A 15,394-nucleotide genomic window follows, 5' to 3' on the forward strand; every position below is an offset into this window, starting at 1 on the left:
TCCTAAATTATCTAAATAAATATCCTGAAAACAATAGCAAACCAAAGCATGCTACATTAAAGTTAATAATAATCTGTACTCTTTGAAACCACTTTTCCTTTTTATGCTTCTTATAAAATTTTGATTTTCTTTGATATATATCAGTTAATACTAATACTATTCCTTGATACAAACCATAAATTACATAAAACAATTCAAATCCATGCCATAGCCCCATAATTAGCATTGTTATCATTTGTGCAAAATGTGAAGCCCTAAATCTATTTTTAAATCTTTTTTTTCTAACTGAATCTAATAGTATTCTTGAATATAAAAAATCTCCAAACCATTTTGAAAGAGAAATATGCCATCTTGTCCAAAATTCTTTCATATCTTTACTTATAAATGGCTTATTAAAGTTTTCTGGAGCCTTTACCCCTAAAATATAGCTTGTTCCTATTGCAAAGTAACTATATCCAGCAAAATCAAAGAAAAGATATAAACTATAGGCATACATATAGCTTAAAGAGTTTAAAAATGTAATTTTATCTGGAATTAAATCCATCCAAAAAGTACTTATTAAATATGCTATAACAAATTTATATCCAATTCCCATTACTATTTTTGATATTCCTGTTGCAACATATTCTTCTAGATATACTTTCTTATCTATAGCCATATTTACATCTTCATCAAACCTTCTTGATCTATCAATCGGCCCTGTACTTAATGTAGGAAAAAACATTAAAAAGTATAGTAAATCAATAAACTTAATTTCTGTTATTATTCCATCATATATTTCTATAATCATCTGAATAACTCTAAAATTTAAATATGATAAACCTACAAATCCTATTGCTCCTATTGGCATTATACTAGTAATTTTCAATATTAATACTGGCGCCATGCTTAGCACTAAAAAAATCTTATATATTATTTTAGAATCAGTTTTACGTCTAACCCTTAAATAAATCATTATTAATAGTATTTCTGCAATAATAAATGTAATAAATAAATATATACTATTACCTCTAGTTCCTATAATTATCAGCGCCATAAAAAATGAAATAATTAAACCGTAATATTTTATTTTTTTACCTAAGCATCCTAAAATTATAGCAGGGATAAAAGAAAGTAATAGAATATATAAATAAAGGTAACTTCCATACTGCGTTAACTCCATTATTTTATGTCCTCCATTAATGCTTTTCTATCAATTTTCCCATTTATATTTATCGGAAATTCATCTATAGTCTTTATATTTCTTGGAATCATATATGCGGGAATATAATCCTTTAATTTATTCTTTATAGCTATTGAATTTTTTAAACTACTTAATCCATTAGATTTTTTTAATGTTATAAAAGCAACTAAATGTGATATTTTTTCATCTTTATAAACTGGTAAAACTACAGCATTATTAACATTATCAATCTTTCTTAAATTATTTTCTATATCCTCTAGCTCTATTCTAAAGCCATTAAGCTTTATTTGAAAATCCTTTCTTCCACAATAATAAATAACACCCTTATTATAATAAGTTAAATCTCCAGTTCTATACCCTCTTATTATTTCTCCATTAATAACTTCATCGAAGAAAACTTCATTTGTCTTTGATTCATTATTAAAGTATCCTTTACTTATACTCTTGCTTATTGCTATCAGCTCACCTTTTTCCCCATCTTCAACTTCATTTCCATTTTCATTAACAATTTTCAATACTCCATTTTCTAATGGATATCCAATTGGAATTGATTTTTCATCAATTATCATTTCATCTGTTATATCTATAGCTGTTAACAAAACAGTCCCTTCCGTTGGTCCATACCCATTGATAATTCTTACACCTGGAAATCTCTTTTTTAATTCAACTACTAATTTTTTAGTTAGAACCTCTCCTGCAAAAAAGAATGTATCAACTTTTGGCATTAATTTATTATTAAATGAATTATCCTTAATACACATCTCTGCTAAGGCAGGAGTTGTAACCCATGTTTTAATATTAGACTCATTTAATGCCTTAAATAATACTTTAAAATCTTCTAGTGTCTTCTTTGATAAACTATATAGGGTTTTTCCATTAATAAGACCTATATATATAGGAATTACAGAAACATCAAAAGAATATGATACCTGATTCATTATTACATCATTATTTGTATCAATATTTAAATACCCAGCAAACCAACTAATAAATGAATTTAAATTATTAGCAGATATTTGTACTCCCTTTGGTTTTCCAGTACTTCCTGACGTAAATAATATATATGCGTTTTCATTATCTTTAACCCAAAATTTTCTATCTATTATATTTCCACCATATTTATTTATAATTTTCTCTATCTCATTTTTACTGTAACAATTGTTATCTCCTAAATCTACTTCTGTAAAATTTATTACTATTTTAGCTTTAACTTCTTTAACTATATCTTTTACTCTTTCCTTAGGAAATGTAACATCTAAAGGTATGTAAGCTCGTCCCGATTTTAGTGCTGCTAACATTAATATAATAATTAAATTATCCTTATTACCATATATAACTATTGGAGTCCTATCTTCGTTATAATTATCTAGAAAATATTTTGCCATTGCATTTGATTTTTCTTCTAACTCTGTATATGTTAAATCTTCACCATCACATCTAATTGCTATACGATTTTCACTTGCATAACTTCGAACCTTTTCTAGTACTTCCATTTTATTCTCCTTTAAAATATTCTGATAGTTTTTCACTTACATCTAGCCAGCCTGTCCACCCTAAATGCATTGTATCTATTAAATAATATTTTTCATATTCTTTTTCTTGTAAATTTAATACAGAATATCCCCTTTCCTCTGCAATACTTTGAAGTTTATTATAAAATTCAACCCGTTCTTCCTTAGATATTCCTAAATAATCATAATACCAACCGTTTGCATTCATTAATATTACATATGGCTTAACCCCTAAGTCATCACATACATCAAAGAAGAAGTTATAATCATCAAACTCTTTTGATCCCATTAAATTTATATCTTTATCTCTATCTTTATATACTTTTTTATTGTTCCTTAAATTTTTATTATAAAATTTATCTTCAACATTAAATGGATTTTCATTAGTCACTTTCGAGCTTGCCTCTTTAAAAGCCTTTTCATATTCTTCATTAAAATCAATTGTCTTAATATTTTTCTTCGTCTTATGTTTAAGCCCTATTAACTCTTTATATGTTTTTAACTTGTCCCTAGTATCAGCCAATTCTAATTTTAATTTAAAATATGGTAGTGTTATATAATATAGTCCCTTATTAATAATATTCTTACTCAAATATAAATCTGCAAATATTTTTTCTTCCTTAAAACTATTTCCTGTAAGTTGCTTTATACGATTAGCTGCATATTCCTTATTTGCTTTCGATATTTTATCATTATTCATAAATTTGTAAAACTGTACATCTGAAAAAACTGATTGAAACTGTTCATCCATTAACCCCTCTGTTTTATTGAACCATTGTAATGAAACTATTATAGCCAGTTTACTTTCAGAATCAATTTTACCACTTGATCCAATTCTAATAGCTTGATTTAAATCCTGCATATGTGCTACACCATAAATACTTACATCATAATTCGAGTCATTAAATGGAAACATATTTACTGGATTTCCTGGCACTTGTCGTCCTAACTCTGAAGAGCCTAATAACAGTAAATCATCCTCTCCTGCAAAATAGTCTAAAAGATTAACTCCAGTATCTCTTGCTTTATTATTATAAGAATGCTTTAAGATTGTTAAATCTTTTTTAGCTAATAACTTATCTATTCTCCTATTTAAAGTAAATTTAAATAAGATACTAAATAAAATTACAACTAATATAGGTATGAATGTATATCCTATTTTTTTCATATTTACCCCCCACTAAAATTGATTATATACAAATGGTATTTCTTTTACAGACTGTAAAATTAAAAGTAGATAAGCACTAATTAATATTAGTGATAAATAAATTATCTTAATAATCTCCTTACTTTTCTTATTATCATTTTTTTTCATAACTTCTCCTATATATAAGCTCTAAAGCTTAACCAAGACCAAATATTTCCTTAGTAATTATAGACTTCTCTATATAACTTTTTCATTACTTTTTTATTACTTTTTTCTTAATATTTTCTACTTATATTAGTTTTTTTTATAAAAAAAGAAAAGAATATTAGCTACTAAAACTAATTATCCTTTTCTTAATAAATAAGTTTCTATTTTTTATTCTTTATTTCATCATTTAGTCTCTCAATAAAGCTATTTAAATCACTAGAACCTTCTTCTCCATTATCTCTGCTTCTTACTGAAATAGTTTTATTTACTTCCTCTTTTTCTCCAATAACAATCATATAAGGAACTCTCTCATTTCTAGCTTCTCTTATCTTATATCCTATCTTTTCAGTACGTAAATCTATTTCCACTCTTATCCCAGTAGCCTCAAGCTTTTCTTTAACTTTATTAGAGTAATTAATAAATTTATCTGAAATAGGAAGAATTTTAACTTGAACTGGTGCAAGCCATGTTGGGAACTTTCCAGCAAAATGCTCTATTAATATACCAATAAATCTCTCAATACTTCCAAATATAACCCTATGAATTACTATAGGTCTATGCTTTTCACCATCACTTCCAATATAGTCTAACTCAAATCTTTGTGGTAATTGGAAATCTAATTGAATAGTTCCACATTGCCATGTTCTACCTAAACTATCCTCTAAATGAAAATCAATCTTTGGACCATAGAAAGCTCCATCTCCCTCATTAATCTTATAAGGTAATTTCATTTCATCTAAAGCCGCTCTTAATGAATCTTCTGCCATATTCCACTCTTCATTACTACCCATTGAATCTTCTGGCCTTGTAGAAAGTTCAACACTGTATTTAAAACCGAACTTTGAATAAACCTCATCAATTAGAGATACAACACCTTTAATTTCTGATTTAATTTGATCTGGAAGCATAAATATATGGGCATCATCTTGAGTAAAAGCTCTTACTCTCATAAGACCATGTAATGCTCCTGAAAGCTCATGTCTATGAACTCTTCCTAGCTCCCCAACTCTCATGGGAAAATCTCTATATGAATGTGTTTCATTTTTGTAAATTAACATTCCTCCTGGACAATTCATAGGCTTTAATGCAAATTCTTCATCATCAATCATTGAAGTATACATATTTTCCTTATAATGATCCCAGTGCCCTGAAGTTTCCCATAATTTTTTATTTAACATTATTGGTGTTTCAACTTCTACATATCCAGCCTTTTGATGTAATTCTCTCCAATAATTAATTAAATTATTTTTAAGAACCACTCCTTTAGGTAGGAAAAATGGGAATCCTGGTCCATCTTCAACAAAAGTAAATAACTTTAATTCTTTTCCTAACTTTCTATGATCTCTTTTTTTAGCTTCTTCTATATTATCTAAATAAGCTTTTAAAATATCTTTATTAGCAAATGCTACTCCATAAACTCTTTGAAGCATTTTATTTTTTTCATTACCTCTCCAATAAGCACCTGCAACACTAGTTAATTTAAAATCTTTTATTCCTTTAGTAGATAAAAGATGTGGTCCTCTACAAAGGTCTATAAAATCACTTTGTTTATATAGAGAAATTGTTTCACCTTCAGGTAGTTCTCTTATAAGTTCTATCTTATAAGGCTCAACTCTACCCTCCATTAACTTCAAAGCCTCTTCTCTACTTACTTCCATTCTTTCTAGAAAAATATCTTCTTTAATAATCTTATTCATTTCTTCTTCTATTTTAACTAAATCTTCGTTATTTAAAGGATTTTCTATATCAAAATCATAATAAAATCCATTTTCTACTGTTGGTCCTATAGCTAGTTTTACATCCTTATATAATCTTTTTACCGCTTGAGCCATTACATGTGAGGTAGTATGTCTCATAACCTCAATTCCAGCTTCATCATCATAAGTTATTATATTTACCTCATCATTATCTTTTAGCTTATAATCTAAATCAACTAAGGTTCCATTTACTTCACCTACTACTGCAGATTTAGCTAACTTTTTGCTAATTAATTTAGCTAAATCTAAAACAGTTGAATTTTCATCAACTCCTCTTATAGATCCATCTTTTAATTTTACGTTAATCATATTCATTCTACCTCCTTAAGTGAGATTCCAAACTTAAATTTGGTTAATCATATTTTTGATAAAAAAAAACATCCATCCCTAATATTGGGACGAATGTAATATCCGTGGTTCCACCCAAATTGAATTAAAGTAATTCAATTCATCTCAAAAAGTATTATCGGTCTTCACCGATGGCATTTCTCACTCTGTGATACTAAACCATAACTCCAGGGGTAGTTTTCTTATAGTCATATTTTAAAAGTACTTTCAGCCTCCGATACTTTCTCTCTTTAAATTGTAGTCTATAATACTCTTCCCTATCAACATTTATAAATATTATACTCAATTACTATTATATTCAAATTTTATTAAATTAATACTATCACTTTTACATTTATTTGTAAACATATTTTCTGTGTTGATTAGCTGTCCACTTATTTTTCTCCATAATTCTTATAATACATAATCTTCAAATTTATACTTGGATATCTTTCAGCAAATTGGCTAATTACATAATAACAGCTAGGACATGGTTCCCATTTACTATATAAGATAATACTACCTTTATCACTTAACTGTTTTTCTTGTATAAGCTTATGTATTTCTTCAAAAATCTTTTTTTCACTATCATTAACTCTATTATATCCAATTCCTAATTTTCCAAGTTTATTAACTTTACAACTTTTAAAATATTCTTTACCTAATGGTATTAATGTACAGCTATTTTCAATATCATTCTTACCACTAACAGCTCTAAATTCTTTATTATTAAATACTGCAATAGCCATGTTTACTGAATCCTGAATTGCAATACTTTGATTAATTTTAAATACCCCATTCCCTTCTTCTATAATATAATTATCCAAGTTTTTAATAAGTCTTTTCATCCTAGGAATATAACTTTTTATATGTTGATGATACTCGATTGATCCCTTTTCTGATTTTACATAATCAAATGTAATATTTTTTGGTAACTCAATAAATAAAGTTTTAGTTTGATTATTTTCATCATATTCCTCTCTTATATTCTCGTTGTTATAAATAATCATTTTTTTTAATAATTCTATATCTTTTGCATATACATAATCTCTATTTATCTCTTCTTCTAATAATTTTAATTTTAATTTTCCTTCTTCATTAATTCTAGTTGATATAGAATTTTTCATATCCTCTACTATTTTTAAAATATGCTCAACATCATCTTGAGTACTAGGAATTCTTTCATATTCAACTCTATCTATATGTAGCACTTTTATCTTATTTATCTTTTCACATAAACTTTTATGTTCATTTTCAAAAATTATAATATTATTTATATAATTTATTAAATCATAAACATCATCTACTTTATAACTAATTACTCCTTCATTAAGACTTTTATATAATTTAATAAATACCTCTTCACTTACATTAAAAATATTTATAAATTGATGTTTTAAAAAATCATAATTCACTAATTCTACATTATATCCTTGTATCTTTAACAATTTTTTCAAGTCACCTATATTACTAATTTTTATTCTTTCATTTTTTCTTTTTTTTATCTGCATATTTACCTCTTATTGGGAGTTACTATTATTAATACTTCTAATATTATAATCTAATAAACTATTATTTAACACTATTAACATTTTACATTATCCGCTTAAAGAAAAAATCTAGTAAAAATTAAATTCTTACTAGATTTATCTTTTTTATTATTAGTAAATTATATAACTACAAAAGGCCCTGTAAAGCTCTCTTCTATTTCACCTTTATCAGCTAAATACTTTTTCATTGCATCAATCGCTGTTATTTCTAATTCTTGACGGTTCTCTCCTAAATATTTAGGAACTGCTTGCTTTGTTATATAACTTACTTTATATGTTTTATCCTTATCATACTCTTCACCATCAATAAACAGCTTTTGAATTCTGTATTCCTTAGGATTTTCTATCATAATATAGGCTTTTATCCCAATAGCCCTTTGCATAAATCCTCCAGTTTGGCCAAATGGATTTGTATTGTATGTTTTATTTATCTTTAAGTTTAATAATTCTAATATTTCATAACCCTTCATATCAACATTAATAATCTTAGGATTCATAGGTACCATATTATATAAATCTTTTACTGTTATTTCCCCTGGTACAATAGGTGTTCCATATCTCCACCCATGAGAAAAGCATACTTTATTACCTGTTACATGTGATATTGAATGAAGTAAAAAGTTATCCATTGTAGATTCTAATGATAAATCTCTACATAATAATGTTTTGGTTTTACCTACAACTACATCAAGCTCTTCATTATATGGCTCATAAGCTTCTTCAACCAACTGCTTAATTTTACTATCTTCCTTTATAGAAGATTCTACAGTTATTAATTTATGTTTATAATCTACTACTTTTCCATTAACAATATCTAAATCTAGTCTAGTAATAAATGAACCATGACATCCTGATTGAATTAATATTGAACCCCCAACTTTTATTGGGTAATTTAATCTATTATGTGTATGTCCACTTACACATACATCTACTCCACTTACTGTTTTTAGTATTTCATAATCTGTTGGCATTCCTAAGTGAGATAAAAGTATTATAAAATCTACTTTTTCTTTATTTTTTAACTCTGATACTATCTTAGGAATTTCTTCATACTCTGGAGACATATAAATCCCTTGGCTAAACTTTGGTGGGAATCCTTGTACTACATGTTCACAAGCCATTCCCATTATTCCAATTCTCATTCCATCTATTTCTTTAATTATATATGGATCAAATAATCTCTTTTTCTTATCATAAATATATGTATTAGCTGAAATCACAGGATAATTTAATCTATTAGATAACTCCCTTAAATGTGAAGGAGTATACGCAAAATCCCAATGTGCAGTTGCAGCATCTATTCCCATTGCATTCATTATAGGTAAGATTGCATTTCCCTGTGTTTGTGTAGTAATAAACGTTCCATGAAAGGTATCTCCACAATCTAAAAGTAATGTATTTGGATTTTCAGACCTTATTTCGTCTACAAGAGTCTTAATTCTTGAATATCCTCCTGCTTCTCTGACTTCAAGACCATCATTTTCAAAAAACACTTCATTATGTGATTCTACATGTCCATGAACATCATTAATTTGAATAATAGTTAATTTTTTCATTTCCATCAATCATATCTCCTCAAGGTTTAATATAAGCAAATCCTTCTAACTGCTTTTTAGTTAATTCTATAACTCCAGCAGGAACTATGGTAACAAAAGAAATTAACTTTTCATCTTCTATAGCAAATTTTTTTAATGCATTTTTGCAAGCTGCAAATACAACCTGTTCTGTAGAAAGTTCTTGAAATTCTAAATATAACTTAGAATTAATTGCTACTTGTTCTTGTAATGCTATTACTGCATCTGCATTAACTAAAACCTCTATAGTAAATTTTTCTCCTAATTCATTTCCGGTCTTAATCATATTCTTTACATTTTCTAAAACCATTTTCCACTTACTATTATTATCAATATGATATATAACTTTCATTTTTTAACTCCTTTAACTTTCAATTTCTATTAGTTTATGTAGATTTCTAAAAAAAAATCATTATTTCTATAAATAATAATAAAAAAAAGGCTAGTATAATTTATACTAACCTTAAATATCCATTTATCTAACTATATAATATGCAGCTGAAAATGGCTTCATATCTATTGATATAAACTTTTCACTAACAGAATTCTCTATAGACTGTTTTCTTGCATACTTATCATTAATTTTCTTATTTACAACTCTAAAATCACTTATTCCATCTCCTCCATATTGGCACATGTTACTATCTAGCATTAAGCCAATATCCTCATTGGAATTTATCTTAAATCTATAATCTCTTTGTTCTTCATTTGAAAAATTAAATACTGCTATTATTTTTTTATTATCACTAATTCTTTCAAATGAATATATACATCTTTCCTCTTGATTACAATCTATCCACTTAAATCCATCAGTACTATAATCATATTTGTATAAACAAGAATCTTGAAGATAAATATGATTTAAATCTCTAATAAATTTATGGAACTTATTATGAATATCATATTCTAAAATTTCCCAATCTTGTTCTCTTTTCTCATCCCACTCTCTAAATTGTGCTATTTCATTTCCCATAAAATTAAGCTTTTTTCCTGGATGAGCATACATATACATATATAACGCCCTAGCTTGTTTAAATTTTTCTTCATAATCCCCGTTCATTTTTTGAATTATTGTACCTTTTCCATGTACTACTTCATCATGTGATAATGGCATTAAAAAATGTTCACTATAAAAATACATCATTGAAAATGTTAGCTTATGATAATCTCTTTTCCTATCATATGGATGGATTTTAAAATACTCTAAAGTATCATTCATCCATCCCATATCCCACTTATAATCAAATCCTAAACCACCATTTTCTACTGGTTCTGTAACCTTTGGGTATGCAGTGGAATCTTCTGCTGCCAGAATTGCTGTAGGATGTAAATTTTTTAATCCTTTATTCATTTCCTTAATAAACTCTATAGCAGCTTTATTTTCTCCTCTATCAGAGTTTCCTTGCCAATAAATAATATTACTTAATGCATCTACCCTTAGTCCATCAAAGTGATATTTCTCAAGCCAATAATTTGCTGCTGATTGTAAAAAACTTCTTACTTCACCTCTTGAATGAATAAAGTTTTTACTTCCCCACTGACTCATGGCAATATCTTTATATGGATATTCATATAATGCTGTTCCATCATAATTAGCTAATGCAAATTCATCAATAGCAAAATGAACTGGTACAAAATCCATTATTACACCAATATTATTTTCATGACATTTATCTATAAAATACATAAGCTCTGTAGCCGTTCCATATCTTGAAGTTGGGCTAAAAAAACCTGTATTTTGATATCCCCATGATTCATCGCAGGGGTGCTCACTTAATGGCATTATTTCAATATAATTATATCCATACTCTTTAACATATGGAATTAATAACTCCTCTAACTCCTTATATGTATACCAAGTATTATCATTCTTTTTTTTCCATGATCCTAAATGTACCTCATAGATATTTAAAGGTTTATCTTTGCAGTCACTTCTCTCTTTCATCCATTTAGAATCATTAAATGTATATTCTTTTAAATCTCTTATAATAGATGCTGTATTAGGTCTTAACTCCATTCCAAATCCATATGGATCACAATGATCTATATGACTACCATCTTCGCTATAAATTTTATACTTATATAACATTCCTGCCTTTGCATTTTCTATACTGCGTTCAAAGAAATTCCCATCCTCACTTCTTATCATTTCAGTTCCATTCCAATCATTAAATTCACCAATTAACTCTATTTTTTTAGCATTTGGAGCAAATGTTCTAAAAGTAACTTCATTTTCCTTTACATGGGCACCTAAATATTTATATGCATCAAAAATCTTACCCGAATAAAACCCCTTAATATCCATACTGCTCTCCCCTTTAATAATAATATAGTAATTTCATTACCAAAATACATTTTACATTATTTGTAACTTAAAAACTATAATAAGTTTTTATATTTTTTAATTATAACAAAAAAATTACAATTAAAAATAAAATATTGGTTAATATAAAATTGTAATTTCATATCAACCAATATTAAAAATCTATATTCACTTTTATTATTATTAATTCTTAAGTTTGCACAATTAAATTATTTTCTTTTTTCTCTTTTAATTTACTTTTAACAAATATCTTATTTGCAACAGCCATCACTGTTGACCTTAATATTTCACTTTCAACTGTATTGGTTCCTGTAGATCTAGAATATGAAAAATCCCTTGTAGAGAATACAGCATTTATAGCTTCTTCTACTTCCGAACAGAAATAATCATAAGCTACTTCTATTGGACAACTTTCAATTTGAATATTAATAAGCTCGCATATTTCATGTAAAGAAAATACTTGCTTTAATAAACAAACAACTATTAAATATGCCAAATGTTTCTCATTATACTTTTTATCCTTTGGCGGTGAAACAACCCTTTGCTTAACATAATTATTAAGCATTGTTGGTGTTAATATTTTTTCTTCATTATCTATATTAATTTCTTTAACCAAATTTTCTAAATAAGTAATTACCTGATCTTTATAAAGCGGAACCCTTGGCAATTCATTAAATCTTGGTATATGAAATTCCAAACTTTCCATTACTTCCTCCTAATATTCTATTTTAAAGACTCATGCTTTCTTATATATTGTATTGCTACACATCCTGGCCCACCTTGAGTTGTGAATGCAGGACTTAATAAGTTTATTTCTATATCAGCATTTTCTATACTATTCATTATAACTTTTTTTGCATCTTCTGCCAAATCTTCCTTGCATGCATGTGAAATATAAATTTTACAATTTGAATCAACATTATTTTCTAACATTTGTTCAACTATTTTTTTTACAGCACTTTTAAATGTACGCTTAGTTGTAAATTTAACTAAAGATAGCTTGTCCTCTGCCATTGTCATAACAGGTACTAACTTTATCGCACTTCCTATTTTACCTACAAGCGCTGAAACCCTTCCACCTCTAACTAAGAAATTAAAATCGTGAGGAATTAAATATGATTTTGTATCCTCTAAAGTATTATTTATTTCATTTACTATTTCTTGTTTTGTTTTACCTTGCCTTACAAGTTCAGCTGCTAAATTAACTAAATATCTATGTGGCCCACATAGTGTTTTTGAATTTATAACTTCTATTCTTTCTGGATTTTCTGCCATTCCCTTTGCCATACAAGCAGAATTATATGTACCTGATAATCCATCCGCCATTGAAATATTAATTATCTCATCATCTTTATACTGGTCATATATTTCTAATACTTCTCCTATGGAAGGCTGTGATGATGATGGAACATGTCCTTCATTTATTATCTCTATAAATTTATGTGTATTTATATCTTCGAACTCTTTATAAGTTTGTCCATTTATATTTACTGCAAGTGGAGCAATAATAACTCCTTTTTCTTTTCCTTCATTTTTTGAGTAAAGTGATGATGAATCTGCTACTATTCTGATCATAAATTTTCTCCCCTTTGTTTAACTTATTATTAAAAAACCATCTTGATTAACATTCTAAAATATGTAGTTTTAAAAACTATTTGTTTTAGATTATCACCCTAAATAGTTTTTGTCAATAATCTTTAGATATTATTCACATTCTTATTTTTCAAATTAATAAATAAGGTCCTGCAGTTTTCTGCAGGACCTTATAGTTATCTATCTTCTCTAATCAAATAATCATTTCCATCTTGATCTTTAAATTTAAACATACTTCCATATGGCATTTTCATTATTTCATCTGTTTCTATACCATTAATTTTCATTTGATTATAAGTTTCTTCTATATCATTAGTACTTAATATCACATTAGGATGTAATACATTAGCTTTCGGATTTTGCGCTAACATTAAGTTCTTTTCATAAATTATAAATGTAGTAAAGGATTCCTCTGAAGGTCCTACTTCTAACCATGTTATATTGGATCCCATAGATTGCTCTAGTTTAACTACAAAATTCATTTTTTTAGTCCAAAATGCTTTTGCTTCCTCTTGATTATTTACATATAAAGTTATTTTCCCAATCTTCTTTATCATTTGTATCTCTCCTTTTTGCTATAAACTTCTTCTTGGAATAGTAAATTTTATTTGTTTTTCTATATCATTTAAAATTCTTGAATCTTTAGGATCCACAAATAAACATGTATATCCCTTTTCTCCTGCTCTTCCTGTTCTTCCTATACGATGGATATAAGTTTCTACCTTTTCAGGAATATCATAATTATATATGTTATCCACCCCACTTATATCTAATCCTCTCGAAGCTACATCCGTAGCAATTAAGTATTGAATATCTGCATTTCTAAAAGACTTCATAATTCTTTCACGTTTATTTTGAGGTATATCACTATGGATCACCTTACAATTGTATCCCTTTCTATGCATTACTATTTCTAGCTCATCAGCTCTTCTTTTGGTTCTACAAAATATAATAGCCATAAAAGGGTTATCCTCATCTAATACTGTGCATAAAGCTTCTCTTTTTAATCTGTCTGTAGTTTCCACAACCTCTTGTTTAATATTATCTAAGGTTATTTCTTCTTTTTTAATAGAAATAACTAGTGGTTCCTTCATATATCTATAAGCTAATTTTTTAACTGCTGCATCCATTGTTGCTGAAAAACATAAAGTTTGAACTTTTTTAGGTCTTTCCTTCATTATTGAATCTATTTCATTTCTAAATCCCATAAGTAACATTTGATCTGCTTCATCAATAACTATAGTTTTTAGCTTTTTTAAATCAACTGTTTTTCTTTTTATATGATCAAGTAATCTTCCTGGAGTTGCAATAATTATTTGTATATTACCTTTCAGCTTATTAAGCTGTGATCCAATATCCTTTCCTCCATACATAGCTAAAACTCCAATATCTTTACCTTGCTTTAGATTTTCAGCTTCTTCAGTAATTTGTAATGCAAGCTCTCTTGTTGGAGTAATTATTAAGCATTCAATATCCTTAGAGTTTGGTTTTATATTTTCGAATATAGGTAATAAAAAAGCTAAAGTCTTTCCAGTTCCTGTTTGTGCTTCTGCTATTATATCCTTACCATTTAATATATCTTTAATACTTTTTTCTTGAATTTCAGTTGGATTCGTTATTCCGCTAGCTTTTAATATTCTCGTTATATTATCACTAATTCCTAATTCTTTAAACGTCATTTACTTTACCTCTTTTGTTTTATTTCTGTATATTATAACATACTTTCATTTTGAATTTATTATATTCTTTTCTTTTAAGTAAAAAAGCCCTAGCTTTCGCTAGGACCCTTTATTTATATCAATTATTGATTATTTAGCTTTTTTTTCTTTTTTAGTTGGAGCTGCTTCAGCTTTTGCTTCGCTTTTAGCATTTCTTCCGTAGTAGCTAGTGATATACATTTCTTTTAATTCTTTCATTAATGGATATCTTGGGTTAGCCCCTGTACATTGGTCATCGAATGCTTGCTCAACCATTTCATCGATTGTTTCGAAGAACTTAACTTCGCTTACACCAGCTTCTTGGATTGTTTTTGGCATATTAACTTTAGCTTGTAATTCATCTATAGCTTTGATTAATAATTCAACCTTTTCAGCGTTAGTGTTTCCACCTAATCCTAGGTAATCAGCAATCTTAGCATATCTGTAAGATGCATTTGGATATTTGTATTGTGCAAATGCTGCTTGCTTAGTTGGAGCTTCTTCAGCATTGAATCTTATAACTTC

General features: G+C 27.4%; 14 protein-coding genes and 1 other annotated feature. All 14 genes read right to left on the reverse strand.

What is annotated here, in order from left to right; all coding sequences use genetic code 11:
• Nucleotides 1–7 precede the first annotated feature (7 nt).
• Nucleotides 8–1,162: a D-alanyl-lipoteichoic acid biosynthesis protein DltB gene (dltB, locus tag I4V51_RS14805; protein ID WP_195989206.1), complete on the reverse strand. Its 1,155-nt coding sequence runs from the start codon at nt 1,160–1,162 to the stop codon at nt 8–10.
• Nucleotides 1,162–2,676 carry a D-alanine--poly(phosphoribitol) ligase subunit DltA gene (gene dltA, locus I4V51_RS14810; RefSeq protein WP_195989207.1) on the reverse strand — a complete coding sequence of 505 codons (1,515 nt, stop codon included), beginning with the start codon at nt 2,674–2,676 and terminating at the stop codon, nt 1,162–1,164. The genes dltB and dltA overlap by 1 nt, the downstream gene beginning before the upstream one ends.
• 1 nt (nt 2,677) lies before the next feature.
• Nucleotides 2,678–3,862 (reverse strand): D-alanyl-lipoteichoic acid biosynthesis protein DltD, encoded by a 1,185-nt coding sequence (gene dltD, locus I4V51_RS14815; RefSeq protein WP_195989208.1) that lies wholly within the window; start codon nt 3,860–3,862, stop codon nt 2,678–2,680.
• A gap of 12 nt (nt 3,863–3,874) precedes the next feature.
• Nucleotides 3,875–4,009 carry a hypothetical protein gene (locus tag I4V51_RS21410; protein WP_279325455.1) on the reverse strand — a complete coding sequence of 45 codons (135 nt, stop codon included), beginning with the start codon at nt 4,007–4,009 and terminating at the stop codon, nt 3,875–3,877.
• A gap of 200 nt (nt 4,010–4,209) precedes the next feature.
• Nucleotides 4,210–6,114, reverse strand: coding sequence for a threonine--tRNA ligase (gene thrS, locus I4V51_RS14820; protein WP_195989209.1), 1,905 nt, complete (start codon nt 6,112–6,114; stop codon nt 4,210–4,212).
• A gap of 82 nt (nt 6,115–6,196) precedes the next feature.
• Nucleotides 6,197–6,426: a binding site (T-box leader), on the reverse strand.
• A gap of 101 nt (nt 6,427–6,527) precedes the next feature.
• Entirely contained in the window at nt 6,528–7,643 is a 1,116-nt protein-coding gene (locus tag I4V51_RS14825) for a deaminase domain-containing protein (protein WP_195989210.1), read from the reverse strand.
• A 158-nt stretch (nt 7,644–7,801) separates the two neighbouring features.
• Nucleotides 7,802–9,244 carry a bifunctional metallophosphatase/5'-nucleotidase gene (locus I4V51_RS14830; RefSeq protein ID WP_195989211.1) on the reverse strand — a complete coding sequence of 481 codons (1,443 nt, stop codon included), beginning with the start codon at nt 9,242–9,244 and terminating at the stop codon, nt 7,802–7,804.
• Between the two features lie 13 nt (nt 9,245–9,257).
• A complete protein-coding gene (locus I4V51_RS14835) occupies nt 9,258–9,608 on the reverse strand; it encodes a DsrE family protein (RefSeq protein WP_195989212.1) in 351 nt (116 codons plus the stop codon).
• 123 nt (nt 9,609–9,731) lie between these two features.
• Nucleotides 9,732–11,561, reverse strand: a complete 1,830-nt coding sequence (glgB, locus tag I4V51_RS14840) for a 1,4-alpha-glucan branching protein GlgB (protein WP_195989213.1) — start codon at nt 11,559–11,561, stop codon at nt 9,732–9,734.
• A 208-nt stretch (nt 11,562–11,769) separates the two neighbouring features.
• On the reverse strand, nt 11,770–12,285 hold the full coding sequence (locus tag I4V51_RS14845) for a DUF1836 domain-containing protein (RefSeq protein ID WP_195989214.1): 516 nt from the start codon (nt 12,283–12,285) through the stop codon (nt 11,770–11,772).
• A gap of 17 nt (nt 12,286–12,302) precedes the next feature.
• Nucleotides 12,303–13,154 (reverse strand): DegV family protein, encoded by an 852-nt coding sequence (locus I4V51_RS14850; RefSeq protein WP_195989215.1) that lies wholly within the window; start codon nt 13,152–13,154, stop codon nt 12,303–12,305.
• 194 nt (nt 13,155–13,348) lie between these two features.
• Nucleotides 13,349–13,729: a VOC family protein gene (locus I4V51_RS14855; protein ID WP_195989216.1), complete on the reverse strand. Its 381-nt coding sequence runs from the start codon at nt 13,727–13,729 to the stop codon at nt 13,349–13,351.
• Between the two features lie 18 nt (nt 13,730–13,747).
• Complete coding sequence (locus I4V51_RS14860; protein WP_195989217.1) at nt 13,748–14,851, reverse strand: DEAD/DEAH box helicase; 1,104 nt, start codon at nt 14,849–14,851, stop codon at nt 13,748–13,750.
• Between the two features lie 129 nt (nt 14,852–14,980).
• The coding region (locus I4V51_RS14865; RefSeq protein ID WP_195989218.1) for an iron-containing alcohol dehydrogenase at nt 14,981–15,394 on the reverse strand (414 nt) is incomplete at its 5' end.

It is taken from the genome of Clostridium sp. D53t1_180928_C8 (assembly GCF_015667795.1).
Taxonomy (GTDB): domain Bacteria; phylum Bacillota; class Clostridia; order Clostridiales; family Clostridiaceae; genus Clostridium.

What these genes read in the sequence shown, in the direction of transcription:
- I4V51_RS14855 (WP_195989216.1), bottom strand. Translation starts at nt 13,729, where the DNA reads ATGATAAAGAAGATTGGGAAAATAACTTTATATGTAAATAATCAAGAG.
- dltD (WP_195989208.1), bottom strand. Translation starts at nt 3,862, where the DNA reads ATGAAAAAAATAGGATATACATTCATACCTATATTAGTTGTAATTTTA.
- I4V51_RS14845 (WP_195989214.1), bottom strand. Translation starts at nt 12,285, where the DNA reads ATGGAAAGTTTGGAATTTCATATACCAAGATTTAATGAATTGCCAAGG.
- thrS (WP_195989209.1), bottom strand. Translation starts at nt 6,114, where the DNA reads ATGATTAACGTAAAATTAAAAGATGGATCTATAAGAGGAGTTGATGAA.
- I4V51_RS14830 (WP_195989211.1), bottom strand. Translation starts at nt 9,244, where the DNA reads ATGGAAATGAAAAAATTAACTATTATTCAAATTAATGATGTTCATGGA.
- I4V51_RS14835 (WP_195989212.1), bottom strand. Translation starts at nt 9,608, where the DNA reads ATGAAAGTTATATATCATATTGATAATAATAGTAAGTGGAAAATGGTT.
- I4V51_RS21410 (WP_279325455.1), bottom strand. Translation starts at nt 4,009, where the DNA reads ATGAAAAAAAATGATAATAAGAAAAGTAAGGAGATTATTAAGATAATT.
- I4V51_RS14825 (WP_195989210.1), bottom strand. Translation starts at nt 7,643, where the DNA reads ATGCAGATAAAAAAAAGAAAAAATGAAAGAATAAAAATTAGTAATATA.
- I4V51_RS14860 (WP_195989217.1), bottom strand. Translation starts at nt 14,851, where the DNA reads ATGACGTTTAAAGAATTAGGAATTAGTGATAATATAACGAGAATATTA.
- dltA (WP_195989207.1), bottom strand. Translation starts at nt 2,676, where the DNA reads ATGGAAGTACTAGAAAAGGTTCGAAGTTATGCAAGTGAAAATCGTATA.
- glgB (WP_195989213.1), bottom strand. Translation starts at nt 11,561, where the DNA reads ATGGATATTAAGGGGTTTTATTCGGGTAAGATTTTTGATGCATATAAA.
- dltB (WP_195989206.1), bottom strand. Translation starts at nt 1,162, where the DNA reads ATGGAGTTAACGCAGTATGGAAGTTACCTTTATTTATATATTCTATTA.
- I4V51_RS14850 (WP_195989215.1), bottom strand. Translation starts at nt 13,154, where the DNA reads ATGATCAGAATAGTAGCAGATTCATCATCACTTTACTCAAAAAATGAA.